Below are 24,903 nucleotides of genomic sequence, written 5' to 3'. Positions count from 1 at the left end.
CAGCGCGGTTTCTTCAGCGGGTGCGACGTCGGATGTCGCACGCGTTTTTTTCCTGGGTCTATCCGCTGGCCATTAGTCGGAACTGGTATTTCTGACAGTAGAAGCGCTGCTGAGGACCGTAATAGCCTGACCTGGCCATTTCAAACTTGAAGAAATTGGCTTTGCCATCCGACAACCCAGGAGATATCGAAATGAAACAGCGTGATCCTTCCTACCCAGCGGCGCCAACAGTTCCACCTCAACTTAAGACAGGGGACTACGTACATCTGGACGGTCCCAACGCAGGCGTCTGCACCGGACTATACAAGCTCATGTTTTATAAAAACGGCAGCTCATTCGCCACGCTGCCTATACAGCGAGCATTCAAAGACTCGTTCATTTTTGAAGTTCACGGGAGTTTCGAAGGAGAGATCGAGGTGAAAGGCCACTATCACGACTGTGCCACTGGCCTGGAACACCAGCATAGCTTTGGGTCTACCCACGTCAGTCGAGACTAATGATGTATTCCAATAGTCGTGCAATTATTCGACTTACCCGGCGGCGCTCTCACGGCGTATAGCGTTCTTCATCGTGCAAGCGCCTCCCTGGCGGGCCTCACCGGCGACGCGGCCGACGCTGCTCGTCATCGGTACGAATCGGCACCGGTTGCAGTGGCGGCTCGATCAAGCCCAGTGCAACGCCGAGGTCGTGGAGCCAGTTCTGGATTTTCTCTTTCATGGTTTGCCCCCTTTGAGGGTAATGCTGGTAGGCGCAAGTTCTGTCGCCTTTTCCTACATTGATAATAGCCCTAAGTCCTACGTATTGCTTGAACGAAACCACAACGAACTATTACTGAATTGATCCAAATCCTGACGGATCGTTCAAGCAATCGCGCGCGCGTCTTGCAGGACCTCGGCCCTGCCCTCTCGCTGCAGGTCGATCCATGCGTTGAGGTTAGCGCCGAGCATACCCTTTCGCCACATCAGCCAGGTGGTCGCAGTGGCAAAATGCCCTGTCAGCGGATGAACGGACACGCTGTCCTTGCCCGGCAGGCTGTCGAGCATGGATTCGGACATCAACGCCACGCCTGAACCGGCGATGACGCAGGCGAGCATGCCCTGATAAGACTCGATCTCAATCGCCCGCCCCATGGCGACGTGCTCGTGGGAAAACCAGGATTCCAACCGCGCCCGATAGGCACAGCTGCGGCGGAAAGTGAACACCGAACGGCCAGCAACGTCCTGTGGCCCGCGCACCGGCGGATGGTCAGCTTCGCATATCAGCACCAGGCGTTCTTCGCACAGGGCTACACCGTCCAGCGAGGCGATAGTGCTGGGCCCGTCCACAAAAGCAGCATCCAGGCGACCGGTAATCAACCCTTCGAGCAACTCACCGCTGGGCGCCGATTGCACCTGCAAGTTCACCATCGGGTAGGCCTTGTGGTAACGCGCCAACAATTTCGGTAAATGCACCGCCGCCGTGCTGTACATGCTGCCCAGTACAAAGTCGCCGGCCGGTTGCCCGCCTTGCACGGCGCCATGGGCTTCATCGTGCAGCGCCAGCAGACGGGTGCTGTAGTCCAGCAATACCTTGCCCGCCGGAGAAAGCTGCAAGCGCTGGCGTTCACGCACGAACAACTCCACGCCCAGCTGTTCTTCCATCTGCTTGAGCCGGGTCGACAAGTTCGACGGCACTCGATGCAGACGCTCGGCAGCGCGGGTGATGGAGCCCTCTTCCGCCACGGCCTGGAATATCCGCAATTGACTGAACTCCATGCCTTTCTCCAAAACTGAACAAGTTGCTCACTATTATTCATTTTTACAGAAAGTCAATGCGCTTTAGCCTGACGGTATTCGCTTACCAGCAGGACACCTGACCATGTCACCCCTGATCCGCTTACTCGCCAGTTTTATCGCCCTGATGATGGCCATGGGCATTGGTCGCTTCGCTCTCACCCCGCAAGTGCCCCACTTGCTCAGTGAAGGGCAGATCGACCTGACCGGCGCCGGTCTGATCGCGGCGGCCAATTACCTGGGCTATTTCGTGGGTGCGGTGGATTCGATTTTTGCGCGCAGCCATCAGCATGTGCGGGGTCGCCTGTATGGCGGGCTATGGCTGTGTGTGCTGCTGACGCTTGCGTCGTACTGGGCCCATGGTTTCTGGCCACACTTGCTGCTGCGCTTCGGAACCGGCGTTGCAAGTGCCTGGGCATTGGTGATGATCACCAGCCTGAGCCAGCCGCTGGCGATTGCCGCCGGGCGTCCACGCCTGGGCGCCCTGGTGTTTGCCGGGCCAGGGCTGGGGATTCTGTTAACCGGGTTGCTGGCGTTGGGCTCCAACCTGTGGGACCAAAGCTCTGCAACGTTGTGGCTGATCTACGGTGTGGTGGCGCTGGCGATGCTACTGGCAATCTTGCCCTTCTTGCCCCAGCCGTCCAGCGTCACTGCGCCTGTTGCAAGCCACGCCGACACGGCCAGCAACGGTAGCATTACCCACCTGTGCTGGATCTATGTGTTGTTCGGCCTGGGCTACATCATTCCGGCGACGTTCCTGTCACAGATGGCCCGCGCGCAATTCAAAGGCGCCTGGCAAGCCGATCTGTTCTGGCCATGCTTTGGCCTGGCCGCGGCGATCGGCGTGGTGGTCGCAAGCCTGCGTCGCAAGGACCCGGACACCACCCGCCGCTGGCTGATGACCACGTTGTGGCTGCAAGCGGCCGGCGTATTCGCCTGCCTGCTGGGTAACGGTTGGGGTCTGGCGCTGGGGGTGTTGCTGTGCGGTACGCCATTCCTGGCCTGTATGCAGTTGGTGATGGCGCGCCTGCGGGAGATTGCCCCCCACGGCTATCAGCGCAACACCGGGCTGCTGACCGCCAGCTTTGCCATCGGCCAATTGAGTGGGCCGTTGCTGGCGTCGGTGAGCAGCCACCTGAGCGGTGGCCTGCAACCGGCGTTGGTGATCGCCGGTGCAGGCCTGTTAGTGGCGGGAGGCGTGTTGGTCAGCCCGCGGCCAACGGTGCCGGTGCACGAACCTGCTCACGCCGCGCCAACACCAGGAAAAACAGCCCACCCAGGAAGCAGCCGGTGAACCAGGCAAAGTTAGCCATGCCCTGCAACGCCGGCGTGAAGGTGATCGCGACACCCGCCAGTGTCGCGGGCACCAGCGCCTTGACCGCCGTCCAGTTAACACCGCCGTCGAAGTAATAGCGCCCGCTCGGGCTGTCATCGAACAGCGCGTCCACGTCGATCTTCTGCTTTTTGATCAGGTAGAAATCCACCAGCAGAATCCCGAACAACGGGCCGATAAAGGCCGCGAGAATATCCAGGGTGTAGTGGATCATCAGCGGGTTATTGAACAGGTTCCACGGGGTGATGAAGATCGAAGCCACGGCGGCGATCATGCCACCGGCGCGCCAGCTGATTTTGCTCGGCGCGACGTTAGCGAAGTCGAACGCCGGGGACACGAAGTTGGCGACGATGTTGATGCCAATCGTGGCAGTGACAAATGCAAAAGCGCCAAGCAGCACCGCCACGCTGTTATCGATTCGCGAGACGGTAGCGATCGGGTCATGGAGCATTTCGCCAAACACCGGCAAGGTGCCCGAGACGATCACCACGGTCACCAGGGAAAACGCCAGGAAATTCACCGGCAGGCCCCAGAAGTTGCCGCGTCGCACGTCCCGCATGCTGCGGCAGTAACGGCTGAAATCACCGAAATTCAGGGTCGGCCCGGAAAAGTACGAGACCACCAGCGCCGTCGCCACGATCACCTGGCCGAATGCCTGCCAGCCCGACAGGGATTTTTCCGCCAGGGTAAAGCTGATATTCGCCCAACCCGCCTTCCACACGATCCAGCCGGCCAGGGCAAACATCACCGCATAGACCACCGGCCCCGCCCAATCGATAAAGCGGCGAATGGACTCCATGCCGGCCCAGAACACAGCCGCCTGCAACACCCATAGACTGAGGAAACCAAACCAGCCCAGGTAAGACAGGCCGGCAAAGTGCGGCTCTGCAAACACCGCCATCTGTGGGAAAAAGCGCAATACCACAATGATCAAGGCACTCGACGCCAGGTAGGTCTGAATCCCGTACCAGGCCACCGCAATCAAGCCGCGAATCACTGCGGGAATATTTGCGCCGAACACACCAAACGCCAGCCGGCAGATCACTGGATAGGGAACGGCAGCCTGCTGGCTGGGCTTGGCCACCAGGTTGGCAATCAGTTGCACGATGCAGATGCCTGCCAGCAAGGCAATCAACACCTGCCAACTGGCCAGCCCTAAGGCGAAGAGACTGGCGGCGAACACATAGCCACCCACGCTGTGCACGTCACTCATCCAGAAGGCGAAGATGTTGTACCAGGTCCACTTTTGCGGCAGTGGGCCCAGGTCCTGGTTGTACAGGCGCGGGCTGTAGCCTTTGGGCAATTGTTCGGTCATCGCTGGGCTCCTCGTAATACCGGCCTGCGCTTCCGTCACGGGGGTGCATACGGGAGGCGGCGTGGTTTGTATACGAGATAGTCAGCAGAATACGTGCCAATAGAACACAATCCCTCTGCAACGGCGTTCCAAAGGGGGACAAGGAGGTTTATTAACGGGGACTGCGCTCAGCAACGGTGCAGATTGATCCTGTACACAATCATCGGTGCACTCGTTGTGCACACAAGTACCCGACCGTGCAGCAAGCCGCTGTGAGGAAGGTGCCCCAGGCCATGTCCATCACCGCCAACCCACCAGACCAGCCTTGCAGCGTGGCCCAGTTGCTCAGGTCATAGGTGCCGTAGGCCACCAGGCCCAGCATGGCGCCCATCCGCGCAGCGCGTTGCCAACTGGCGCTGGGCAAGACCACGAACACCACGCAACCGAGGACATACAAGAGGTAGAACAGCGCTGCGGGCAACAGGCGAGGCTGATCGAGCATCAGCGGGCCCAGCAGGGATTTGTAGGTCGGGCCCATGAGGACGCCGAGCCAGAGACCGTCGAGGATCAGGAAGGCAAGCAAGGTGCCGAGGTAAGCGAAGACAGACTTCTTGGACATTGATGCACCCTCTGTAGGAGCGAGCTTGCTCGCGAAAATATTCCAGGCGCATCACGGTGTCGGATGTACCTTTTTCGCGAGCAAGCTCGCTCCTAAAGAAGAGCAAACCGCACTCAGCTTAGTTCAATGCGATCCGCGTGAATCACGATCTGGCCCTGCTTGTAGAGTGCACCAATGGCCTTCTTGAAGTTGCCCTTGCTCACGCCAAACAAGTTGCTGATCACCGCCGGATCGCTCTTGTCGCTGACTGGCAGGCTGCCGTTGTTTTCACGCAACTTGGCGAGGATCTTCGAGTTTAGGCTGGAGGCCGCTTCCTGGCCGACCGGTTGCAGGCTCAGGCTGATGTTGCCATCGGCACGAATCTCTTTGATAAAGCCTTTCTCTTCCTTGCCCGGACGCAGGAACTTGAACACTTCGTTCTTGTGGATCAGGCCCCAATGCCTGTTGTTGATGATCGCCTTGAAGCCCATGTCGGTGGCTTCGGCGACCAGCAGGTCGACTTCCTGGCCCACGACGTAGTTGGCCGGCGTCTTGTCCAGATAGCGGTCAAGGCGTGCGGTGGCGGTAATACGCTTGGTGTGTTTATCGAGGTAGACATGCACCACGCAGTATTCGCCGGCGGTCATCTGACGTTTTTCTTCCGAGTACGGCAGCAACAGATCCTTTGGCAAACCCCAATCGAGGAACACACCAATGCTGTTGACTTCCACGACTTTCAAACTGGCAAATTCGCCGACTTGAACTTTCGGTTTTTCGGTAGTGGCGATAAGTTTGTCATCGCTGTCCAGATAAATGAAAACGTTAAGCCAGTCTTCATCTTCACTGGGAATATCTTTGGGGATATACCGATTAGGCAAGAGGATTTCGCCATCTTGCGCACCATCAAGGTACAAACCAAAGTTAGTGTGTTTAACCACTTGCAAGCTGTTGTAGCGCCCGACTAAAGCCATTTCCAATACCCTCATTGCGTGGGCGGCATTCTACCCGAGTTGTGCTCGACACGCGCGCACACCTGAAAAATCGCGGGGTTGCCTGGCATTCCAGTGGCACCGTTCCGCTCGTCCGATCATTCGACTGAATTTTGCCACGCCCCCATGCCGGCTCAACCCGTGGTTTCGAGTTAAAACAGTAAGTTAGGGGTTAATTTCAAAAATAAACTTTGGCTGTTTTCAGCTGCCGCACTTATTCCCGGGGATATTTACCAAGCAATTGTCAAGTATTTCCTGTACGATGCCTGGCCAAGTTAATTTTCTACAGGTTAGTGGCCGCCATGCGCGTAAAAGCATCCAACAGCAAAGCAAAGCCAGCTCCCGCCGTTGAAACCAGCGAATCGATCAACAACCAGATTGCTGCGTTTCTCAAGTCCGGTGGCGAAATCCAGCAAATTGCCAAGGGCGTGAGCGGCCAGACTTTCGGCCCGTCCAAGCAGATCAGCCTGGGTAAAAAGTAACACCGCGCAGTACACCTGGTCCCTATGCGTCTTGCCTTCAAGGCGCTAGGACTAGAGCCTGAAATACCCTCTCGCTTCACCTTCAAGTCATGCAAATCGACGAACGGGCCTCACCTCCTGACATTCGCCGGTATGCTTGCACACGTCTAGCACGGGCATCTGCCCTATTTTTTCGTTCCTGCTCCTCGCTTTTCATGGAGTGAAGCATGCTTAAACGCTGCATTTTCGTGGCCAGTTTCCTGGCAGCCAGCCCTCTCGCCGAAGCGCAGATTTTCCAGCGTGAACTGGGTGACTTCGACCTGAAATTGGGCACTACCCCCAGCCGCAGCATGGCCCAAGGCCTGGTCAAGCCGACCTCGCCGGGCAGTGACTCGTTCCATGGCGGGCTGGACCTGAGCCACGACAGCGGCCTGTACTTTGGCCAGTTTTCTCCGAACATGGGCCTGTCGTCGGCCAGCACTCTCGAAGTCGATTCGTACATGGGGTTCAAGCACCCTTTCGACCAGACCCTGGGCTACGAAGTCGGCCTGATCCATTACAGTTATCCCAAACTCAGCCCCCTCGACAGCCAGGAGCTCTACGGCGGCCTCAACCTGCTGGGCAATCGCTTCGGCGCCTCCTTCAGCAACGATCCGGACCGCCAGGACAGCACCCTGTTCGCCGACCTCACCGGCACCCAGCCCTTCGGCATCGGCGTCAGTATGAAATACACCACCCATCAACTGGGCACCCCGACCTCAGTGGAGGGGGGGTCCATCAGCAGCTTCAGCGACTGGTCGATACAGTTCTCCCGCGCCTGGAATGGCATCGACCTGGACCTGATCTACAGCGACTCCAGCCTCAGCGGCGGCGATTGCTCGGCCTATTCCGGACACAATTCGCAATGCGATGGCCTGTTGACCTTGAAGGCGGTGCGGTCGTTTTATTGATGGGCTGAACTGTCGCGTGCGCCGCGGGTTCACATGCATTAACTCCCCTCTGCGCAAGGACACGCCCATGCTGCGTCGGCTCAAACTGCTGGTGGTATTCCTGACCCTGAGCCTGGTGCTCGCCGGCTGCAACCGCGTGGGCCTGGCCTATCGCAACCTGGACGTGATCATCCCCTGGACCCTCAACGACTACCTGGACATGAACGCCGGGCAGAAGAGCTGGTTCAACGACACACTCAAGGGACACCTGGCCTGGCACTGCACCACGCAATTGCCGGATTACCTCGACTGGCTCGACCGCCTGCAGGCAATGGTCGAAAGCAACCAGGTCACCGATGCAGCGCTGCAAACCCGCACGGTTGAGGCCAAGCAGGCGATTGCCAAGGTGGCGCGGGAAATCACCCCGTCGGCGATTGAATTGTTACAAGGGCTGGATGACCAACAGGTCAACGACATGAACGATGCCCTGGCCAAGGACCTGCGCAAACGCCAGGACGACTATCTCAAGCCGCCACTGGCCAAGCAGATCCAGGAGCGCGCCGAGCGCATGAACAAGCGCCTGGATACGTGGATGGGGCCACTGAGCGATAGCCAGAAGAACCGAGTGATGGCCTGGTCAATCAGCCTGGGCGAGCAAAACGAACAATGGATCGGCAACCGTGCCCACTGGCAGGCACAATTCATCGACGCCGTGCAGCAACGCCAAAGCGCCGATTTCCCGCAGAAAATCCAGCAACTGCTGGTGGACCGCGACAGCCTGTGGACACCGGAATATCGCGCGGCGTATGCACAGACCGAGGCCGCTGCGCGCGGCCTGATCATCGACGTCATGGCCGAAAGCAGCGTGCAGCAACGGCTGAAACTCACCCAGAAAATCGACAACGTACGCAGTGACTTCCAGGCACTCAAATGCCTGAAAAGCGCGCAGTCCTAATTGGGTGCCAGGGTGCCCAGCCAGGCCACCAGCGCGAGGATCAGCGCAGCCGTACTCAACTCCAGCACCATGCTGCGCCGCAGCGCAGCAATGGCAGCGACATAATCACCTGCCGCCACAGACCGTTGCAGAAGCGGGGTGAGGTGGAAACGATTGAGCGCCGCCAGCCCCAATATCAGGCCAAACAGCCCTAGCTTCAGGCATAACAGGATCGCGTAGACGCCACCGGTAAGGCCGTCCAGATTCGGTCCGACCACCAACAGATAATTCGCCACACCGGTGCCGATCAGCACCGCGACAAATCCCGCCCCCACGTGCTCGAACCCCGCCAGCGCTCTTGCCAACACCCGAACGTGATCGGCGTGGTGCAAAGACGCACGCCTCAACAACAACCCGAACGCGGCCAACGCCCCCACCCAACCTCCCGCCGCCAACAGATGCGCGCCGTCGCTGAGGATGTGCCACACACCCAGCGCGCCTTCATGCATCACTCCGTGCCCGGTCCACGCCAGTGTCACCAATGCGGTGGCGCCCGACAACGTGGTCAGTGGCAGGCAGGTGCCAAGCACAGCCACGCCCAGCGCCCCCATCCGTAGCCACCACATCAACCCCAGGTCGGTCTGCCAGAGCATCATGTGCAGATGCGGCCACAGCGTCTGCCAATCCGTGGCACCACTCATGGCCTGGGTCAGCGTCAACAGCGACGCCATCGACAGCACTAGCCCAAGGCCAGCCGTCAGCCGCAGCAGGCCGCTGAAATTCAGCAGCTCGCGCTCCGGCGCTTTCAACCCATAAAGACCAAAGAGCCCCAGGCCAAACAACACCATCAGGTCAAGATAGAGCGCAAAACGCAGTGCGACTTGGGTCAGTTCACTCATGGCTGGACGCTGAACACCACGTTACCGGTGATCGGGTGGGTGTCCGATGACACTGCACGCCAATCGACCCGATAGGTGCCGGTAGTCAGCGCATAGGCTGGCTTGATCAGCATCACCTTGGGGTCGGCGCTCGCCGTGACACTGGCCTTGACCGGCATCGGCGAATTGGGCATGCCGGGCATATCGGTCATGGTCAGCTTGGCCCCGGAAAACTGCGTCAGCAGGTTCTCCGAGAAGCGCAGTTCAATGACTGTCGGCGCGCCACCTTGGGCCCCGGCAGGAGGGAGGGACGACAGCAATTTCGGATGGGCCGACGCCGGCAGGCTGATCATTAATCCGGCCCACAGCGCACCACTCGTTAACGCGGTTTTCAACATTGACATGCAAGGCTCCAGGCCGCTCAAGGCGGCGAGTTATAAGAATAAGAAACCGTTTAAAACCACAAGCGCACGCCGACCACCCAACGCAGTTGGCTGACGTCTTCGTCTTCGTCGCGAGCGTATTGCGCCGTCTGGCCATAGCTGCGGTTCCAACTGACACCCACGTACGGCGCAAACTCCCGGCGCACCTCATAGCGCAACCGCAGGCCCAGCTCGCTTTCCGACAGGCCGGAGCCGACCCTGCGTTGCGGGTCGTTCTGCGCATAAAAATTGAGTTCGGCTGTCGGCTGCAGGATCAGGCGGTTGGTGAGCAAAATGTCGTAGTCACCTTCCAGGCGTGCCGCGGCGTGGCCCGACTCGCCAACAAACAGCGTCGCCTCGGCCTCGAAGTTGTAGAGCGCCAAGCCCTGTACGCCGAAGGCTGCCCAGGTCTGGCTGTCTGCGGGCTTGAAGTCCTGGCGCACACCGCCAACCAGGTCCCACCAAGGGCTGATGGCGTGCCCCCATAAGGCCTGGGCTTCGGCGCTGTCGGTGCGGCTGGCACTGCGCTCGCCCTCACTGCGCAACCACAGGCGGTCGATGTCGCCACCGACCCAGCTCTTGACGTCCCAGTTCAGCGCACCGCTCTCACCGCCGCCTTGCCATTCCAACTGGTTGATCAGCAGCATGGCGTTGATGGCGCTGTCATGCACCATGTGCCCGCCCGGCGCGTTGTACACAGCGGCGCGATCAGCGTCGGTCAGCAGCGGAATCGGCGTACGACTTTCGCTCAGCGCCGGAACCGCCGGGCTCATGCCCTGAAACTCCTCAGCCTGCGCCAGCGAGCCGAACGCCAACCAGGCCAGCGCGATACACACAAATAACACCCGACGGCTCATGCTCGCTTCCTCATTCATTCACGCGCACTTCACGGAACATGCCCATTTCCATGTGGTACAGCAGGTGGCAGTGATAGGCCCAACGGCCCAGGGCATCGGCGGTCACGCGGTAACTGCGGCGCGAGCCTGGCGGCATGTCGATGGTGTGTTTGCGCACCTGGAATTGGCCGTTTTCGTCCTCCAGGTCGCTCCACAGGCCGTGCAGGTGAATCGGGTGGCTCATCATGGTGTCGTTGACCAACACCAGCCGGACACGCTCGCCATAGGTCAGTTGCAAGGGCTCGGCATCGGAAAACTTCACGCCATTGAATGACCAGGCAAACTTCTCCATATGCCCGGTGAGATGCAATTCAAGGGTACGCGCGGGATCGCGGCCATCGGGATCGTCGAAGGTGCTGTGCAGGTCGGCGTAGGTCAGCACCCGACGACCGTTGTTGCGCAGGCCGATGCCGGGGTCATCGAGCTTGGGCACCGGGTTCATCGCCTGCATGTCCACCAAAGGGTTGTGCTGCTCGCTGGCCGGGTGGCTCTGCATCGACATCGCGCCCATCGCACTGTGATCCATGCCCGCCATATCCGGCATGTCCGCCATGGCGCCGTGATCCATCCCACCCATGCCCATGTCGTCCATGGTTATCCACGGGCGCGGCTCAAGCACCGGTACGGGCGCCGTCGCCCCCGCCTGGCGGGCAAGCGTGCCACGGGCATAGCCCGTGCGATCCATGGACTGGGCAAACAGCGTGTAGGCCGCTGCCGTGGGCTCCACCAGCACATCGAAGGTTTCGGCGACGGCAATGCGGAATTCATCGACGCTGACCGGCTTGACCGGCTGGCCATCGGCGGCGATGACGGTCATCTTCAGCCCCGGGATACGCACATCGAAATAGGTCATCGCCGAACCGTTGATAAAACGCAGGCGAATTTTCTCCCCGGCCTCAAATACTCCGGTCCAGTTGAGCCCGGGCGGCTGGCCATTGAGCAGGTAGGTGTAAGTCTCGCCGCTGACGTCCGCGAGGTCGGTGGGGTTCATCTTCATTTGTGCCCACATCAGCCGGTCAGAAACGGTGGCCGACCAGCCCTGCTTGCCCACATCGCGTACGAAATCGCCCACGGTGGGCTTATGCAGGTTGTAGTAATCGGACTGCTTCTTGAGGGTCTTCATCAGGGCGACGGGGTCTTCGTCGGTCCAGTCCGAGAGCATCACCACGTAGTCACGCTGATAGGTGAATGGCTCGGGCTCCAACGGATCGATGACCAGCGGGCCGTACACCCCCTGCTGCTCCTGGAACCCGGAATGGCTGTGGTACCAGTAAGTGCCATGCTGCTTGACCTTGAACTGATAGACAAACACGCCACCCGGCTCGATGCCCTTGAAACTCAGGCCGGGCACGCCGTCCATGGTCGACGGCAACAAGATGCCGTGCCAGTGGATCGACGTCGGCTCGCTGAGGCGATTTTTTACGCGCAGGGTCACGGTGTCGCCTTCGCGCCAGCGCAGCAAGGGGCCGGGCAGGCCGCCATTGATGGTCAACGCCGTGCGCTTCAGACCGGTGAGATTGACCGGCGTCTGGTCGATAAACAGATCGAATTCGGTGCCCGCCAGCACCGTGGGCTCGCCCGCACTTGTCAGCGCCCATACCGGCGTGCGCCATAGCCCGAGCCCGCCCAGCAGGCCGCCGGCGGCCAGGCCTTTGACGAAGGTTCGTCTGGAGGTAATAGAATGCATGCCGATTCAAGTCCGTCAGTTGAATGGCAGCAGATTAGGGTTCGCCGGCTGTCAGCAACCTTAGCGGCAGATTACCGATCCGACAGTTTCGGCGTGCCCGGCACCGCCAGAGTGCCGGGGCTTGCGGGGGCTCAGGCGATCTGCGCTTTGGAGGCCACTTGCGCGAAGGTCGCCGGGTCCAGCGCATCGGCCTGCTCATCCAGCACCTGGCGCGGGTGATCATTGCCCGGGATCGAGCTGTCGATCAGCGCCAATAGCTGCGCGCCCAGTGCGGTCAGAATGAAATTCTCACCATTGCCGCCCTCTTCCTCAGGCCGCGACTCGATAAACCCACGCTTGAACAACAGCGCTTCGTAGTCCGCAGCGGTCTTTTTCAACGCATCCAGGTTGCCGGTGGACTCGCCCGCCGTGGCCTTCTCGGCCGCTTCCTGCTCGGCGTACTTGCGCGGGGCAAAGCTACCCTCGCCGTTCTGCACTTCATGCAGCAGACGTTCGATCAAATCCCAGTTGTAAGTCGTCATCCTGATTCCTCCTGCGGGCCTAAGGAAAGTAGCCCGCCTATAGGAGTGACCCTGCGCGTCTATGGCCGTTCAGACCAACCGACGGACGTCATTTCTCTGAACTTTCCAGACGTTCGCCACCTCAACTGAGCATCACCGCCAAGGAGGTCCGACCATGAAATCCCTGAAAAACCTGGCCATCGTCGCCACGCTGCTCACCGCCCTGCCCGCCTGGGCCTGCACCCCGGAAGAGGCCACGGCCAAGCGCGAGCAACTGGCGCAGGAAGTGGCCAAGCTCACCGAGCAGAACCCGACCAAGGCCAAGGAGATGAACGACGAGCTGCAGAAGATGGACCTGGATACTGAAAGCGCAGAGTTCCCTGACAAGTGCCAGTTGATCGACGCCCGGCTCAAGGAATTGAAAGAAGCTGCCGCCAAGGCTAAAAATTGAGGACATAAAAAAACCGGACAAGGTCGTCCGGTTTTTTCACATCCCTTAAGCCTTACTCGGCCGCAGGTGCTTCTGGCTTGCGACGCTTGAGCGGCGCCATGCCATCCTTGCTGACGAGCGACAGGTTGTCGGTCTTCGGCCGGTTGGCGATCTTGCGCTTGGTCGGCGACTTGGCACCGGCCTTTTTCTTGTCGCCCTTGGCGTCGGTCTTTTTCTTCTTCACGCCAACGGCCTTGCCCGACGCCTTGACCTTCTTCGGCCCAGTGTAGGTGCCTTTGACTTCCTTGATGGTGCGACGCTCGAACGACTGCTTGAGGTAGCGCTCGATGCTCGACATCAGGTTCCAGTCGCCGTGGCAGATCAGCGAGATCGCCAGGCCATCGTTGCCCGCACGCCCGGTTCGGCCGATACGGTGCACGTATTCGTCGCCGCTGCGAGGCATGTCGAAGTTGATGACCATGTCCAGGCCGTCCACGTCCAGGCCGCGCGCGGCGACGTCGGTGGCGACCAGGATCTTCACGCCGCCGGCCTTGAGGCGGTCGATCGCCAGTTTGCGGTCCTTCTGGTCTTTTTCACCGTGCAGCACGAACGCCTTGTAGTCCTGCGCCACCAGGCGACCGTAGATGCGGTCGGCCGCAGCACGGGTGTTGGTGAACACGATGGCCTTCTGATAGGTCTCGTTGGCCAGCAACCAGTTGAGGATCTGTTCTTTGTGCACGTTGTGGTCAGCGGTGACGATCTGCTGGCGCGTGGTGGCGTTCAGGTCGCTGACGTTGTTGACCTGCAGGTGCTCAGGGTTGTTCAGGACCTTGGCGACCATGTCGCGCAGGGTCGAACCGCCGGTGGTGGCGGAGAACAGCATGGTCTGCTGGCGGTTCACGCATTCAGCCACCAGACGCTGCACGTCGTCGGCAAAACCCATGTCGAGCATACGGTCGGCTTCGTCGAGCACCAGCACCTCGACTTCCTTGAGGTCAAGGTTGCCGGCGTTGAGTTGCTCGATCATGCGGCCAGGAGTGCCGATCAGGATGTCCGGCACCTTGCGCAGCATGGCGGCCTGGACCTTGAAGTCTTCGCCACCGGTGATCAGGCCGGACTTGATGAAGGTGAACTGCGAGAAGCGCTCGACTTCCTTCAAGGTCTGCTGGGCCAGCTCGCGAGTTGGCAGCAGGATCAGGGTCTTGATGCTGACGCGGACTTTGGCCGGGCCGATCAGGCGGTTAAGAATCGGCAGGACGAAAGCGGCGGTCTTGCCACTCCCGGTTTGAGCCGTCACCCGCAGGTCACGCCCTTCGAGCGCGAGCGGGATGGCCGCTGCTTGCACAGGCGTAGGCTCGACAAATTTCAGCTCGGCCACAGCTTTGAGCAGGCGTTCGTGCAGGGCGAATTGGGAAAACACGGGTGCTACCTCGAAGAAATACAAAAAATCAGCTGCATAGGGTACCGGTTTCGGGCGTCCAAACCGAGTGTCTTTACGCGAACGGCGCCAATCTGTTGCTTTTTTGTCAGGGCATTTGTCCACGGCATCAACTTTGTTGCACTTAAATGCTCTAATCGCGCCGTCTTGTCTTACAGAAGAATCGGTTTCATCCATGGATATCAAACAGCTCTGGCTCAACGTCCAAGACCTCTGGGGCGCCCTCGACGAACACCCGCTGCTGCATGCCAGCCTCGGTTTCCTGGTGTTGCTGGTGGTGGCCCTGCTGCTCGGACGGGTGGCGCGCTACCTCATCCTCCACGCCGTCAAATTACTCGGCCGGCAACCGGCGCTGCACTGGCTCAACGACCTGCGGCACAACAAAGTCTTCCACCGCCTGGCGCAGATGACGCCTTCGCTGGTGATCCAGTTCGGCCTGTACCTGGTGCCGAACCTGAGCAAGACCGCGATCCTGTTTATCGGCAACGTGGCACTGGCATTGACCATCCTGTTCCTGGTGCTGGCGATGAGCGCCCTGCTCAACGCCCTGCTGGACATCTATGCCCGCACCGAACACGCGCGTACCCGCTCGATCAAGGGTTATGTGCAACTGGCGAAGATGGTGCTGTTCGTGTTTGGCGCGATCATCATCGTCGCCACGTTGATCGACCGTTCGCCACTGTTGCTGCTGTCAGGCCTGGGTGCGATGTCGGCGGTGATCCTGTTGGTCTACAAGGACACGCTGCTGTCGTTCGTCGCCAGCGTGCAGTTGACCAGCAACGACATGCTGCGCGTCGGCGACTGGATCGAAATGCCCCAGGTCGGCGCCGACGGCGATGTGGTGGACATCACCCTGCACACGGTCAAGGTGCAGAATTTCGACAAGACCATCGTCTCCATCCCCACCTGGCGCCTGATGTCCGAGTCGTTCAAGAACTGGCGCGGCATGCAGGCCTCGGGTGGGCGACGTATCAAGCGCAGCCTGTTCATCGATGCCAGCGGCGTGCGCTTCCTGCGTGACGATGAAGAAATACGCATGACCCAGGTGCACCTGCTCACCGACTACATCGGGCGCAAGCAGGCCGAACTCAAGGCCTGGAACGAAGCCCAGGGCCACAGCGCGCAACTGTCGGCCAACCGCCGGCGCATGACCAACCTCGGGACCTTCCGCGCATACGCCCTGGCCTACCTTAAGAGCCATCCGGACATCCAGCCGAACATGACCTGCATGGTGCGCCAGATGCAAACCACCGCCGAAGGCGTGCCGCTGGAAATCTACTGCTTCACTCGCACCACCGTGTGGGCCGACTACGAGCGGATCCAGGGGGATATTTTTGACTACCTGCTGGCCGTGTTGCCGGAGTTCGGACTGAACCTGTACCAGCAACCCAGTGGCACCGACTTGCGCACCGGGATACTGGCACTGACACAAAATACCCGCACCCCGGAAACCGCGGAGTACTGACAACGATACCGGCGAGGCACTGGCAAGCGCCTCGCCGGTAGGTGCGACAAACACTGGAGCGGTATTGATCTGAACACCACTGATAAAACAGCACGTTCACGTGCAACTTGAGCCACCGCTGACACACCCCACGATAAAAGCACGCAACTATGTGTAGCCGTCGCTGCCGATTATTCAACCGGCTGACCCCATAAAGAAAATTCTTCCTACGCCTTTAGTGAATTTCACTACTTGCGCGCACCATTTCTAATCTGTTTTAAAAAAAACCAACGCCTTAGCATCTGGCCATCGAACAACGCCAGCAAAAGGCCCCCCTCATGTTATGGACAACTCAGCTTTCCGATAATGCAGCAGACTTTGTATTAAGTTCGAATGCCGAAGCGTTGACCCACTATTGTGGTGCTACTGCCTTTGCTCAACCTCGCGACTTCTATACCCAAAGCCCCTATCAACGACCTTCGCGGCCGCAGGATGTAACCGACGCAATCATCACAACCTGCCTGACCAGCGATCAGCTTTCAAACAGCCAGCATCTATTGGCGCAACGGTTGTTATTGAATATCTACGAGCAAGACTTGGTCTTCTTGCCCAAGCCGCCATTGGAACTGGATTTCAAGGCGTTCAAGAACTTCTATGACCCCCAGCACGCGGCCAGTGGCAAAAAGATCCGCCCGTTGCTGGAACACTACCTGTACAACTGGCTCAAGGAAGAAGTGCATATCAACGGCCCTTGGTGCCTGGACTCTTTTATCGCCCACACCGATAAAGTATTGGATGACGTCGCCCAGTCCGAGTCCAAACTCCATGAAGTGCTGACCACCAGCCGCCATCCCGAACGTGCCGCCAGGTTTTTCATGACGCAATGTGCGGGAGACTTCCTCAGTGAAGCCTCGGCCATGGCCCGCAACGTGCTGGGTAACAGCGGCGTGTACACCAGCGAATTGTTCAAGATCCTGATCGACGAGTATGGCTACGGCGTCGACAAAAAGAAGCACAGCACCATTTTTGAAGACATGCTCCAGGGCATGGACATGTCGCATCACGTGCATCACTACTGGCAGTTCTATACGCCGGCATCGCTGTCGCTCACCAACTACTTCCACTATGTGTCGGCCAACCATGGCGAGCTGTTCCGCTATATCGGCGCCATGTACTACACCGAAGCCACATTGGCGCTGACGACCAAGCACCAGTCACGCGCGATCAAGACCATCTTCAACGGCAGCGTCTCCACCGACTATTTCGATGAGCATGCACACATCGATGTACACCACGGAAGAATGGCCCTCCAGCGCCTGATCATTCCCATGATCAAGCAGTTCGGCACCAAGATCATCCCCGACCTTATTCGCGGCTTTGAAGAGTTCAGGCTGCTTCAGGACATCGCCGACGAAGAGTTGTATGCCCATATCAAATGGCATGACGAGTTCGATGAGCATCGCGCCAAGGCAGCGGCGCTCCAGGGCCACAAACCCGTGGACCTGAAGATTACCGAACCTGAACACGAGCTCTCGGTGCTGCATACCCACCCGAATGACGAACTGTTCTGGGTCGAATCCGGTGAGCTGGAGTTTGTCGCCAGCCCCGAACTGACGGTGCGCCTCAAGGCCGGCGAAGGCGTGGTGATTCCCAAGGGAATGCTGCATGGCACCCGCATCGTCAGCCCGTCCTGCACGTACACCGTCACCGCCATCTGAGTGGGCAACCCAATGAAAGCCATCAGCCTGAATCTCACCCACGCCAACTATGTGGCCGTGGAGGAAAGAACCTACTTTCTCAAGCGTCACGCGTATTCGACGCAATTGCTGCCCACCGCGTGCCCCCATCGTGGCGGCCCGCTGCACATGGGCGAAGTGACAGGCGACGGCCAAAGTGTGATCTGTCCCTGGCACGACAACGCCTACAAGGTCTGCAACCTGGAAAAGAAGGCGCTGCCCACCGTGCGCGTCAGGAACCAGATCAGCACCGTCGTCGGCGACACAGAGCGCTGTGTGCCGTTACTTAAAATCTCCCGTTACGACTGATGAAGCCCATGAAGACTAAATCGACACTGACCGCGTTCTATTCAATCGTGACCCTCTTCACCGGCCTCGACATGGCGATCGTCATCGCGATGGTCTGGTTCGGCCTGGAGACTACCGGCTCGACATTCCTGGTCGGCGCGACCTTGTGCGTCGCGACCGTGGTGCCCTATTTGTGCGAACAATACATCGGCAAGTTCTTTACGATTGAACTCAGCCTGAAACGGCTGCTGTACATTCGCCTGGCCGCCTTCGCAGCGGTACTGGGGCTGTCGTTTACCCAGGCCGCCTTGCTGCCGATCGGCTTCCTGGCCATCGCCTTCGTGGTGGGCGTCACCGACTACTTCACCATCAGCACCTTGGAATCGAAAAATACCAAGCTGGTGCTGGCCGGCCTTACCGACAGCGATACCTGCGCACGGTTGATGCAAACCTCCATACAGATCGGTGCCTTCGGCGGTGCACTCCTGGGCGGGTTGATCGTGGATGTGTTCTCGGTCAACCACACGCTGCAGATCATCAGCCTGGCGGCGATTCTCTCGCTCGCGGCCATCCTCCTGGTGGCCGACACCCCCAACGAACACGCCGCCGAACAGGCCACCGGCACCTCCACTGTGCGGCCGCTGGAGCTGCCGCGAAACCTCTACATCCTGATCATCGTGTTGAGCATGATCGGTTTCCATATCGGTGCGTTCAACAGCCTGGTGCCCATCGTTTTCCAAAAACTCAATGAGTGGAATGCCACCCTGTTTGGCGTAGCCAGTGGCCTGGCGGGCCTGGGGGCTTTCAGCGCCGCCGTGTTGCCGCGCATCAAGCTCAACAGCTACGGGGCCATCTCGCTGGTGATCCTGGCGGACGTGGCAATCGTCTACTTCCAGAACCTCTACGTAATGATGGCCGCAGCCTTCCTGCTGGGTTTTTGCATCAACAGCCTGCGGATCCAGTTGCGTAAAACCCTGATCGAGTCGGCGCCCAACGCTCGGGTAGCCGACGTGATCGCCGCCAAAAGTTCGCTCTACTACCTGCTGGTCAGTGGTTCGGCACCGATGATCCTGACGTTCTTCACCACGTCGGGGTTTCTCGGGCTCGAAGGCGCACGCCTGTTGATGATCGTCTCCGCCGGCCTGTTGGCCACTGCCGTACTGGCGTGGAACCTGACCCCGGCCGCCGCGCCCACCGCCACCACGGAATAAGGAATACACGACGTGAAAACCGTACTGATCGTTGACCCGTTCTCCACGGGCAAGCTCTATGCCCGCCTGCTCAAGGCCCAGGGTGTGAAGTGCTATGCCGTGATCTCGACAGACACCTTGCCCAAACACTTCACCGATGACCTGATAAGAGAAGACTTCGAAGAAGTCTACCGCTGGGAAGAGAGCCTGCTGGTCGACCTCGAAAGCCTGTCACTGCACGCCGTGATCGCGGGCTGCGAAACCGCGATCTACCTCACCGATTACCTCACGAAAGTGCTGTGCATCAAGGGTAACAGCCACGTCACCAGTGATTTGCGCCGCAACAAATTCTCCATGCAGCAAGCGCTCAAACACCATGGGCTGGCGAACATTGAGTCACAACTGCTGAGTTCACAGAGCCATATTCGCAAGGTGGTCGACGCGCTGGAGGAAACCGCCACCTACGTCGTCAAACCGCTGAATTCGGCCGCCACCGAAGGCGTGGTATTTGCCCAAGGCAGAGGCGAAGTTGAGACCGCATTGAACAACGCGGCCTGGAAGCAGAAAAACGACCTGGGGGAAATCAACCTCGGGTTTATCGTGCAGCCATTCATTTCTGGTCCGGAGTATGTGGTGGATATGGTCGCTTTCGGCGGCGAATACATCATTGCTACGGTGTGCAAGTACACCAAGATCCATAAAAACGGCAGCAAGTTTGTCTACGAAAGCCTGGACACCCTTGACCCCCAGGCAGCGCAGTTGCAACCACTGACCGACTACGCCCGCCAGGCAGCGGCGGCCCTGGGCGTGCAGGTCGGGCCGATTCACATGGAAATCATCTGGTCCGCTGCCGGCCCCGTGATGATCGAGGCCGGTGGCCGACTGCACGGCGGTATTGCCCCCCTGCTGTTTCAACAGGTGTATCACCCAGACTTGCTGTCACTGGCGATTGATAGCTACCTGGACCAACCAAAACCCCAAGCCGATGCTGTCAGCCAGATCAGCCATGGCCGCATCGGGTTCTTCTGCTCCGACGAACGCCGCACTTTCACCCCTCCCTTGCCGCAGGTAGTCCAAAGCGCGCAAGAGGACGAGGCCTATTGCGGCCATCGTTACTTCATCAGCGCCAGCGATACCACGCCGATCACCGTCGACTTCGCGACCTGCCCGGGATTGTTCTGGCTGCAGCACCCTTCGGCGCAGCAACTGGACGTCAGTACCGCGAACCTTCGAAAAAAACTGTGGGGCTAAGGTTATGAAAAGTCGCTTGATCATCAGAAAGTCAGCCTGTGAGCTGGGCATCAACAATGCGTGTGCCGCCGTTATCGAAGACATCACCGTCTCGGATGACCAGAGCTTCGTCGGGGTACTGCAAAGTAACCTGAACCACGTGGCCTCGCGTCTTAACGAGTTGGACTCAAACATCGTGTACGAAGGGTTTGCCAGGCAGCTCAAAAAACTCGGCTACGAAAATACCGTCAGTGCCAACGAAAAGCTGCTGCGCCGCTTCATCGCCAAAGGCGTGTACCCCATCAACAACATCGTCGACGCCTATAACGCGGTCGCGATCCGACATGGGGTCAGCATCGGCGTGCACACGTATCATCAGAAGGATGACATCTACGTGATGCGCTCGGACAAGCCGAGGGTGCTACGCCCACTGTTCGCCAAGAAGGCCATCACGATTCCCGTTGGCGATATCGTCTATACCTGCGGTGATGTGCCGTTGGCGAGCATCGGCAAGGTTGACGCCGATGCCCATGACTTCCGGCTGACGAAAGACTCGTCGAGGCTGTTGGTGGTGATCCTGGGGCATGACGACACGTCGCTCCAATTCAACCAGGCGGTCATCGAAGAACTCGTGGACACCCTGCGTCAAAAAATGCCGAACCTGAGCCATCATTTTCTTGAAACCGTCCGCGATCACGCCTGAAGCATAAATCCAGCAGATAGGGCTATTGTGGCGAGCGGGCTTGCCACAAGGAGAGTTATCAGTATCTGAAAGTTGTGTAGATACCCATGCAGCTGAAGCCAGGCCATGCAGAGGTGGCCGGCGCCTAGCGCCAGGCCTTCAGCACGGGGTTGACCACGACTTCCTTCACATGCTCGATCTTCAGCAGGCTGTCCTTGAAGACCATCAGTTCTTCAAAGCTCCTGTACCGAACGTCGAGCATCATGTCCACGTCGCCAAACAGTGAGTAGGCATGCACCACCTGGCTGAACTGCTGGATCTTCGGAAACACCAGATGGCAATTGCTGCCATTGAGCGTCAGCATCAAGAACGCCGCTTGCAGGGTCTCATCACCCTCGGCGACGTTGATGGTGAAGCCCAGGATGATGCCTTTTTCAATCAGCTTCTGAACGCGCGACTCCACTGCGGTTCGAGACTTGTGAACTTGCCGCGCCAATTGCGCCAGGCTGACTCGGGAGTCATCCTTCAAGGCTGCAATGATCAGTTCATCAATCTTGTCCACTCTGCCGCCCCCACACCGTTCTTTTCGATAGCAGACTTTCATTGCCGCTCACGCATGCCCTCGACCCATCACCTCGCAGACTGTACGCCAGACACGGGCTTTACGCCCAATCGACTGATCCACACCGCCCCCAGAATCACCAACCCACCCAAGGCCAGGCGGCCCAGCGGCTCGTGCTGGTTCCAGATCAGCAGGTTCAGCAGCAACCCTACCGGCACATGCAGGTTGTTCATCACCGCCAGCGTGCCGCCATGCACCAGGCAGGCGCCCTTGTTCCACCAGTACATCCCCAGCGCGGTGCTGACCAGCCCGAGGAACACCAGCACGCCCCACTGCAGCGGCGCCTCGGGCAGGAAGTTGGCCTTGCCGAACATCAGGAACGCCGGCAGCACCACCAGCAACGCGCCGAGGTAGAAGTAACCGAAGCGCCGGTAGTGCGGCAAGTTACTCGGGTAGCGTGCCACCAAGTGCTTGTACATCACTTGTCCGGCGGCGTAGGTGAAGTTAGCCAATTGCAGCAGCAAGAAGCCCATCAGGAAGTGCGGGGTGATCTGGTCGAAGCGAATCACCGCCGCCCCCGCCACTGCCACCAGGGCGGCAACCAGTGCCCACGGGTTGAAGCGCCGGTTGAGCGCATCTTCGATCAGGGTCACGTGCAACGGCGTGAGGATGGTGAACAGCAACACCTCCGGCACCGTGAGCACGCGAAAGCTCAGGTACAGGCACACATAGGTCACGCCAAACTGCAGCGCGCCGATCACCAGCAGGCCGCGCATAAAGGCAGGTTCTACCGAGCGCCAGCGGGTCAGCGGGATAAATACCAGCCCGGCCAGCACGACACGCACCAGCACCGCGAAGTAACTGTCGACGTGACCGGCGAGGTATTCGCCGATCAAGCTGAAGGAAAATGCCTGAATCAGGGTGACAACCAGTAGATAGCCCATGCGCGCCTCGTCTCGAATGGGCGGGACATTAAAGGTTTTCGGCGATTGAAGAAACTCGGGGCAAAAAAAACCCGACCTCGCTAAAGCGGCAGTCGGGCAGGAGCACTCAGGAGCAACAAGTGCAAAGGGAGGTTCGTACGCGGACTTGAAGGGTTTGCGTGGAGCGATATAAACACCACGCGATTATGTGGCGATTAAAGGATCAAGCGGCTCATGCCACGAGCTGTACCAGCTGGGCCTTGGCGTGGTTGATACCCTTTTCCTGGAAGTCGCCACTCAGGTTCACCCCTTCGGCGTGAATGAAAGTGACGTCGTGGATGCCGATAAAAGCCATGACCTGGCGCAGGTAGGGTTCCTGGTGATCGGAGCTGGCGCCGGTATGGATACCGCCCCGCGCGGTCAGCACAATGGCACGCTTGCCGGTCAACAAACCTTGCGGCCCGGTGGGGGTGTACTTGAAGGTCACACCCGCCCGCAACACGTGATCCAGCCAGGCTTTGAGGGTGCTGGGGATGGCGAAGTTGTACATCGGTGCAGCCATCACCAGCACGTCGGCGGCCAGCAGTTCGTCGGTCAATTCGTTGGAGCGGTCGAGGGAAGCCTGTTCGTTGCCGTTGCGTTGATCCGCCGGTTTCATCCAGCCGCCGAGCAGGTTGGCGTCCAGGTGCGGAACCGGGTTGAGCGCCACGTCACGCACAGTAATCCGGTCCGTCGGGTGAGCGGCCTGCCACTGGCTGATGAACTGCCGGGTCAGTTGGCGGGAGATCGAATCCTGCTGGCGGGCGCTGCTTTCGATGATCAGAACATTGGACATGGCTTCGTAGGCTCCATCTGTAATTGCTGTAAGTCGATGGAGTGGAGATTAGACAGAGCCAATTCGATAAAAAAGCGCAAAAAACTGCTATAACCCATCTATAAATTTGTTTATAAGCGGAGTATTGCTATGGGCATGCTCCGCTGCCGCGTTATTTCGGGGCGCAGGCCAACGCGATACGCATCTTGATAATGGCGCGGTTGAACTTGACCGTGGTGTTGGTGCTTTTCCCCGCCGGCACCGTAACCGTGCGACGACGCGGCGATTCCGGGCCGTTGGTGAACGTTACCGAACACACGGCGTCCTGGGTGCCGTAGTTATTCAGCTGGATCGAGCTGATATCGCCGTCCACGTCGGAGGCGGTGTAATCGATGCTCACGCCGTCGATCTTTTTCGTCACATCGATGGGGTAGGCAAACGCGCTCATCGGCAGCAGCGCCAGCAACACACAACAGAATTTTCTCATTCGGCAGTCTCCAATAGGGACCGTCAGCTTAGGACAAGAGGAACACATCTTGAAAGCGCCCCGCGTTACCCTCGATCAATGGCGTACGCTGCAAGCCGTCGTCGACCACGGCGGCTTCGCCCAGGCAGCGGAAGCGCTGCACCGTTCGCAGTCCTCGGTGAGCTACACCGTGGCCCGTATGCAAGACCAACTCGGCGTGCCGCTGCTGCGCATCGACGGGCGCAAGGCGGTGCTCACCGACGCCGGTGAAGTGCTGCTGCGCCGTTCCCGGCAACTGGTAAAAAACGCCAGCCAGCTGGAAGACCTCGCCCACCATATGGAACAGGGCTGGGAAGCCGAAGTGCGGCTGGTCGTCGATGCGGCGTACCCCAACGCGCGCCTGGTACGCGCGCTCACCGCGTTTATGCCGCAGAGCCGTGGTTGCCGGGTGCGTTTGCGTGAAGAGGTACTGTCCGGCGTCGAAGAGCTGTTGATGGAAGGCGTGGCCGACCTGGCCATTTGCGGCTTCAGCATCCCCGGCTACCTGGGCACCGAAATGAGCGATGTGGAATTCGTCGCCGTGGCCCACCCCGAACACGCCTTGCACCGCATGAACCGCGAGTTGAGCTTCCAGGACCTGGAAAGCCAGATGCAGGTGGTGATCCGCGACTCCGGCCGCCAGCAACCCCGGGATGTGGGCTGGCTCGGCGCCGAACAACGCTGGACCGTCGGCAGCCTGGCCACCGCCGCCGCTTTTGTGGGCAGCGGCCTGGGCTTTGCCTGGCTGCCACGGCACATGATCGCGCGCGAACTCGCCGAAGGTGTGCTCAAGCAGCTACCCTTGGAACAGGGCGGCAGCCGCCACCCCACGTTCTACCTGTATTCAAACAAGGACAAACCCTTGGGGCCGGCAACGCAGATCCTCGTGGAGCTGCTGCGCACCTTTGACACGGCCCCTCTGGACGCGCCTTTCGCCGCCCCCCAGCAAGCCTGAAACGGAGTTCATG

The 24,903-nt window shown here is 59.4% G+C and carries 28 protein-coding genes; 13 read left to right on the top strand and 15 right to left on the bottom strand.

Features of this window, described 5'->3' with window-relative positions:
* The first annotated feature begins 191 nt into the window (after positions 1-191).
* Positions 192-497, top strand: coding sequence for a hypothetical protein (locus AB1462_RS11340; protein WP_315338287.1), 306 nt, complete (start codon positions 192-194; stop codon positions 495-497).
* Between the two features lie 97 nt (positions 498-594).
* Here the strand turns inward: AB1462_RS11340 and AB1462_RS11335 are convergent, their stop codons facing one another.
* Both AB1462_RS11335 and AB1462_RS11330 read right to left on the bottom strand, forming a co-directional pair.
* Entirely contained in the window at positions 595-717 is a 123-nt protein-coding gene (locus AB1462_RS11335; RefSeq protein ID WP_003193089.1) for a PA1414 family protein, read from the bottom strand.
* Between the two features lie 143 nt (positions 718-860).
* The gene (locus AB1462_RS11330; RefSeq protein WP_090400146.1) at positions 861-1,754 is read right to left on the bottom strand and encodes a LysR family transcriptional regulator; all 894 of its coding nucleotides are present in this window, start codon (positions 1,752-1,754) and stop codon (positions 861-863) included.
* Positions 1,755-1,857: 103 nt separating this feature from the next.
* On the opposite strand from AB1462_RS11330, the gene AB1462_RS11325 reads away from it, so the two are divergent.
* The gene (locus AB1462_RS11325; protein WP_367246740.1) at positions 1,858-3,066 is read left to right on the top strand and encodes an MFS transporter; all 1,209 of its coding nucleotides are present in this window, start codon (positions 1,858-1,860) and stop codon (positions 3,064-3,066) included.
* Here AB1462_RS11325 and AB1462_RS11320 read toward each other — a convergent pair.
* The 3 genes from AB1462_RS11320 to AB1462_RS11310 all read right to left on the bottom strand — a co-directional run bounded on the left by AB1462_RS11320 (position 2,978) and on the right by AB1462_RS11310 (position 5,968).
* On the bottom strand, positions 2,978-4,420 hold the full coding sequence (locus AB1462_RS11320) for an NCS1 family nucleobase:cation symporter-1 (protein WP_090400150.1): 1,443 nt from the start codon (positions 4,418-4,420) through the stop codon (positions 2,978-2,980). The two genes, AB1462_RS11325 and AB1462_RS11320, sit on opposite strands and share 89 nt — an antisense overlap.
* 199 nt (positions 4,421-4,619) lie before the next feature.
* Positions 4,620-5,018 (bottom strand): DUF2177 family protein, encoded by a 399-nt coding sequence (locus AB1462_RS11315; protein ID WP_090400152.1) that lies wholly within the window; start codon positions 5,016-5,018, stop codon positions 4,620-4,622.
* Between the two features lie 113 nt (positions 5,019-5,131).
* The gene (locus AB1462_RS11310) at positions 5,132-5,968 is read right to left on the bottom strand and encodes a S1-like domain-containing RNA-binding protein (RefSeq protein ID WP_090400154.1); all 837 of its coding nucleotides are present in this window, start codon (positions 5,966-5,968) and stop codon (positions 5,132-5,134) included.
* 320 nt (positions 5,969-6,288) lie between these two features.
* Here AB1462_RS11310 and AB1462_RS11305 point away from each other — a divergent pair, with 320 nt between their 5' ends.
* From AB1462_RS11305 to AB1462_RS11295, 3 genes are all read left to right on the top strand, one after another.
* Positions 6,289-6,468, top strand: coding sequence for a hypothetical protein (locus AB1462_RS11305; protein ID WP_017527541.1), 180 nt, complete (start codon positions 6,289-6,291; stop codon positions 6,466-6,468).
* A gap of 206 nt (positions 6,469-6,674) precedes the next feature.
* Complete coding sequence (locus AB1462_RS11300) at positions 6,675-7,397, top strand: TorF family putative porin (RefSeq protein ID WP_090400156.1); 723 nt, start codon at positions 6,675-6,677, stop codon at positions 7,395-7,397.
* 67 nt (positions 7,398-7,464) lie between these two features.
* Positions 7,465-8,331: a DUF6279 family lipoprotein gene (locus AB1462_RS11295; protein WP_367246739.1), complete on the top strand. Its 867-nt coding sequence runs from the start codon at positions 7,465-7,467 to the stop codon at positions 8,329-8,331.
* Here AB1462_RS11295 and copD read toward each other — a convergent pair.
* The 5 genes from copD to AB1462_RS11270 form a co-directional block, all read right to left on the bottom strand.
* Positions 8,328-9,209, bottom strand: a complete 882-nt coding sequence (copD, locus tag AB1462_RS11290; RefSeq protein ID WP_367246738.1) for a copper homeostasis membrane protein CopD — start codon at positions 9,207-9,209, stop codon at positions 8,328-8,330. The two genes, AB1462_RS11295 and copD, sit on opposite strands and share 4 nt — an antisense overlap.
* Positions 9,206-9,592: a copper homeostasis periplasmic binding protein CopC gene (gene copC / locus AB1462_RS11285; RefSeq protein WP_367246737.1), complete on the bottom strand. Its 387-nt coding sequence runs from the start codon at positions 9,590-9,592 to the stop codon at positions 9,206-9,208. Before copC ends, copD begins: the two co-directional genes overlap by 4 nt.
* A 50-nt stretch (positions 9,593-9,642) precedes the next feature.
* Positions 9,643-10,467: a copper resistance protein B gene (locus AB1462_RS11280; protein WP_367246736.1), complete on the bottom strand. Its 825-nt coding sequence runs from the start codon at positions 10,465-10,467 to the stop codon at positions 9,643-9,645.
* 10 nt (positions 10,468-10,477) lie between these two features.
* The gene (locus AB1462_RS11275) at positions 10,478-12,193 is read right to left on the bottom strand and encodes a copper resistance system multicopper oxidase (protein ID WP_090400167.1); all 1,716 of its coding nucleotides are present in this window, start codon (positions 12,191-12,193) and stop codon (positions 10,478-10,480) included.
* 131 nt (positions 12,194-12,324) lie between these two features.
* Positions 12,325-12,714 carry a transcriptional regulator gene (locus AB1462_RS11270; protein WP_090400168.1) on the bottom strand — a complete coding sequence of 130 codons (390 nt, stop codon included), beginning with the start codon at positions 12,712-12,714 and terminating at the stop codon, positions 12,325-12,327.
* Positions 12,715-12,868: 154 nt separating this feature from the next.
* On the opposite strand from AB1462_RS11270, the gene AB1462_RS11265 reads away from it, so the two are divergent.
* Positions 12,869-13,144 (top strand): hypothetical protein, encoded by a 276-nt coding sequence (locus tag AB1462_RS11265; RefSeq protein ID WP_090400170.1) that lies wholly within the window; start codon positions 12,869-12,871, stop codon positions 13,142-13,144.
* Between the two features lie 52 nt (positions 13,145-13,196).
* Here the strand turns inward: AB1462_RS11265 and AB1462_RS11260 are convergent, their stop codons facing one another.
* Positions 13,197-14,543: a DEAD/DEAH box helicase gene (locus AB1462_RS11260; protein WP_090400172.1), complete on the bottom strand. Its 1,347-nt coding sequence runs from the start codon at positions 14,541-14,543 to the stop codon at positions 13,197-13,199.
* A gap of 193 nt (positions 14,544-14,736) precedes the next feature.
* Between AB1462_RS11260 and AB1462_RS11255 the strand changes: the two genes are divergently transcribed.
* The 6 genes from AB1462_RS11255 (at position 14,737) to AB1462_RS11230 (ending at position 21,152) form a co-directional block, all read left to right on the top strand.
* Positions 14,737-16,026, top strand: a complete 1,290-nt coding sequence (locus tag AB1462_RS11255; RefSeq protein WP_367246735.1) for a mechanosensitive ion channel family protein — start codon at positions 14,737-14,739, stop codon at positions 16,024-16,026.
* Positions 16,027-16,343: 317 nt separating this feature from the next.
* Positions 16,344-17,723: an iron-containing redox enzyme family protein gene (locus AB1462_RS11250; RefSeq protein ID WP_259193684.1), complete on the top strand. Its 1,380-nt coding sequence runs from the start codon at positions 16,344-16,346 to the stop codon at positions 17,721-17,723.
* Between the two features lie 12 nt (positions 17,724-17,735).
* Positions 17,736-18,050: a Rieske 2Fe-2S domain-containing protein gene (locus AB1462_RS11245; protein WP_053133022.1), complete on the top strand. Its 315-nt coding sequence runs from the start codon at positions 17,736-17,738 to the stop codon at positions 18,048-18,050.
* 8 nt (positions 18,051-18,058) lie between these two features.
* Complete coding sequence (locus AB1462_RS11240) at positions 18,059-19,240, top strand: MFS transporter (protein ID WP_090400176.1); 1,182 nt, start codon at positions 18,059-18,061, stop codon at positions 19,238-19,240.
* A 12-nt stretch (positions 19,241-19,252) separates the two neighbouring features.
* On the top strand, positions 19,253-20,470 hold the full coding sequence (locus AB1462_RS11235) for an ATP-grasp domain-containing protein (RefSeq protein ID WP_259193685.1): 1,218 nt from the start codon (positions 19,253-19,255) through the stop codon (positions 20,468-20,470).
* Between the two features lie 4 nt (positions 20,471-20,474).
* Positions 20,475-21,152, top strand: coding sequence for a phenylalanine--tRNA ligase beta subunit-related protein (locus tag AB1462_RS11230; protein WP_090400181.1), 678 nt, complete (start codon positions 20,475-20,477; stop codon positions 21,150-21,152).
* Between the two features lie 124 nt (positions 21,153-21,276).
* Here AB1462_RS11230 and AB1462_RS11225 read toward each other — a convergent pair whose 3' ends face one another.
* The 4 genes from AB1462_RS11225 to AB1462_RS11210 form a co-directional block, all read right to left on the bottom strand.
* Entirely contained in the window at positions 21,277-21,693 is a 417-nt protein-coding gene (locus AB1462_RS11225) for an Lrp/AsnC family transcriptional regulator (protein WP_027603763.1), read from the bottom strand.
* Between the two features lie 68 nt (positions 21,694-21,761).
* A complete protein-coding gene (locus tag AB1462_RS11220) occupies positions 21,762-22,637 on the bottom strand; it encodes a carboxylate/amino acid/amine transporter (RefSeq protein WP_090400183.1) in 876 nt (291 codons plus the stop codon).
* A 211-nt stretch (positions 22,638-22,848) separates the two neighbouring features.
* Positions 22,849-23,451, bottom strand: a complete 603-nt coding sequence (locus AB1462_RS11215; RefSeq protein WP_090400185.1) for an FMN-dependent NADH-azoreductase — start codon at positions 23,449-23,451, stop codon at positions 22,849-22,851.
* A 151-nt stretch (positions 23,452-23,602) separates the two neighbouring features.
* The gene (locus AB1462_RS11210; protein ID WP_090400187.1) at positions 23,603-23,917 is read right to left on the bottom strand and encodes a 3-phosphoglycerate kinase; all 315 of its coding nucleotides are present in this window, start codon (positions 23,915-23,917) and stop codon (positions 23,603-23,605) included.
* Between the two features lie 49 nt (positions 23,918-23,966).
* Here AB1462_RS11210 and AB1462_RS11205 point away from each other — a divergent pair, with 49 nt between their 5' ends.
* Complete coding sequence (locus AB1462_RS11205; RefSeq protein WP_090400189.1) at positions 23,967-24,890, top strand: LysR family transcriptional regulator; 924 nt, start codon at positions 23,967-23,969, stop codon at positions 24,888-24,890.
* Positions 24,891-24,903: the final 13 nt, after the last annotated feature.

Origin of the sequence: Pseudomonas sp. SB113 (assembly GCF_040754745.1) — a bacterium.
In the GTDB taxonomy this organism is placed as follows: domain Bacteria; phylum Pseudomonadota; class Gammaproteobacteria; order Pseudomonadales; family Pseudomonadaceae; genus Aquipseudomonas; species Aquipseudomonas grimontii.
Note: the sequence above shows the minus strand (reverse complement) of the source record. Positions and strands in the feature narration are given on the sequence as shown.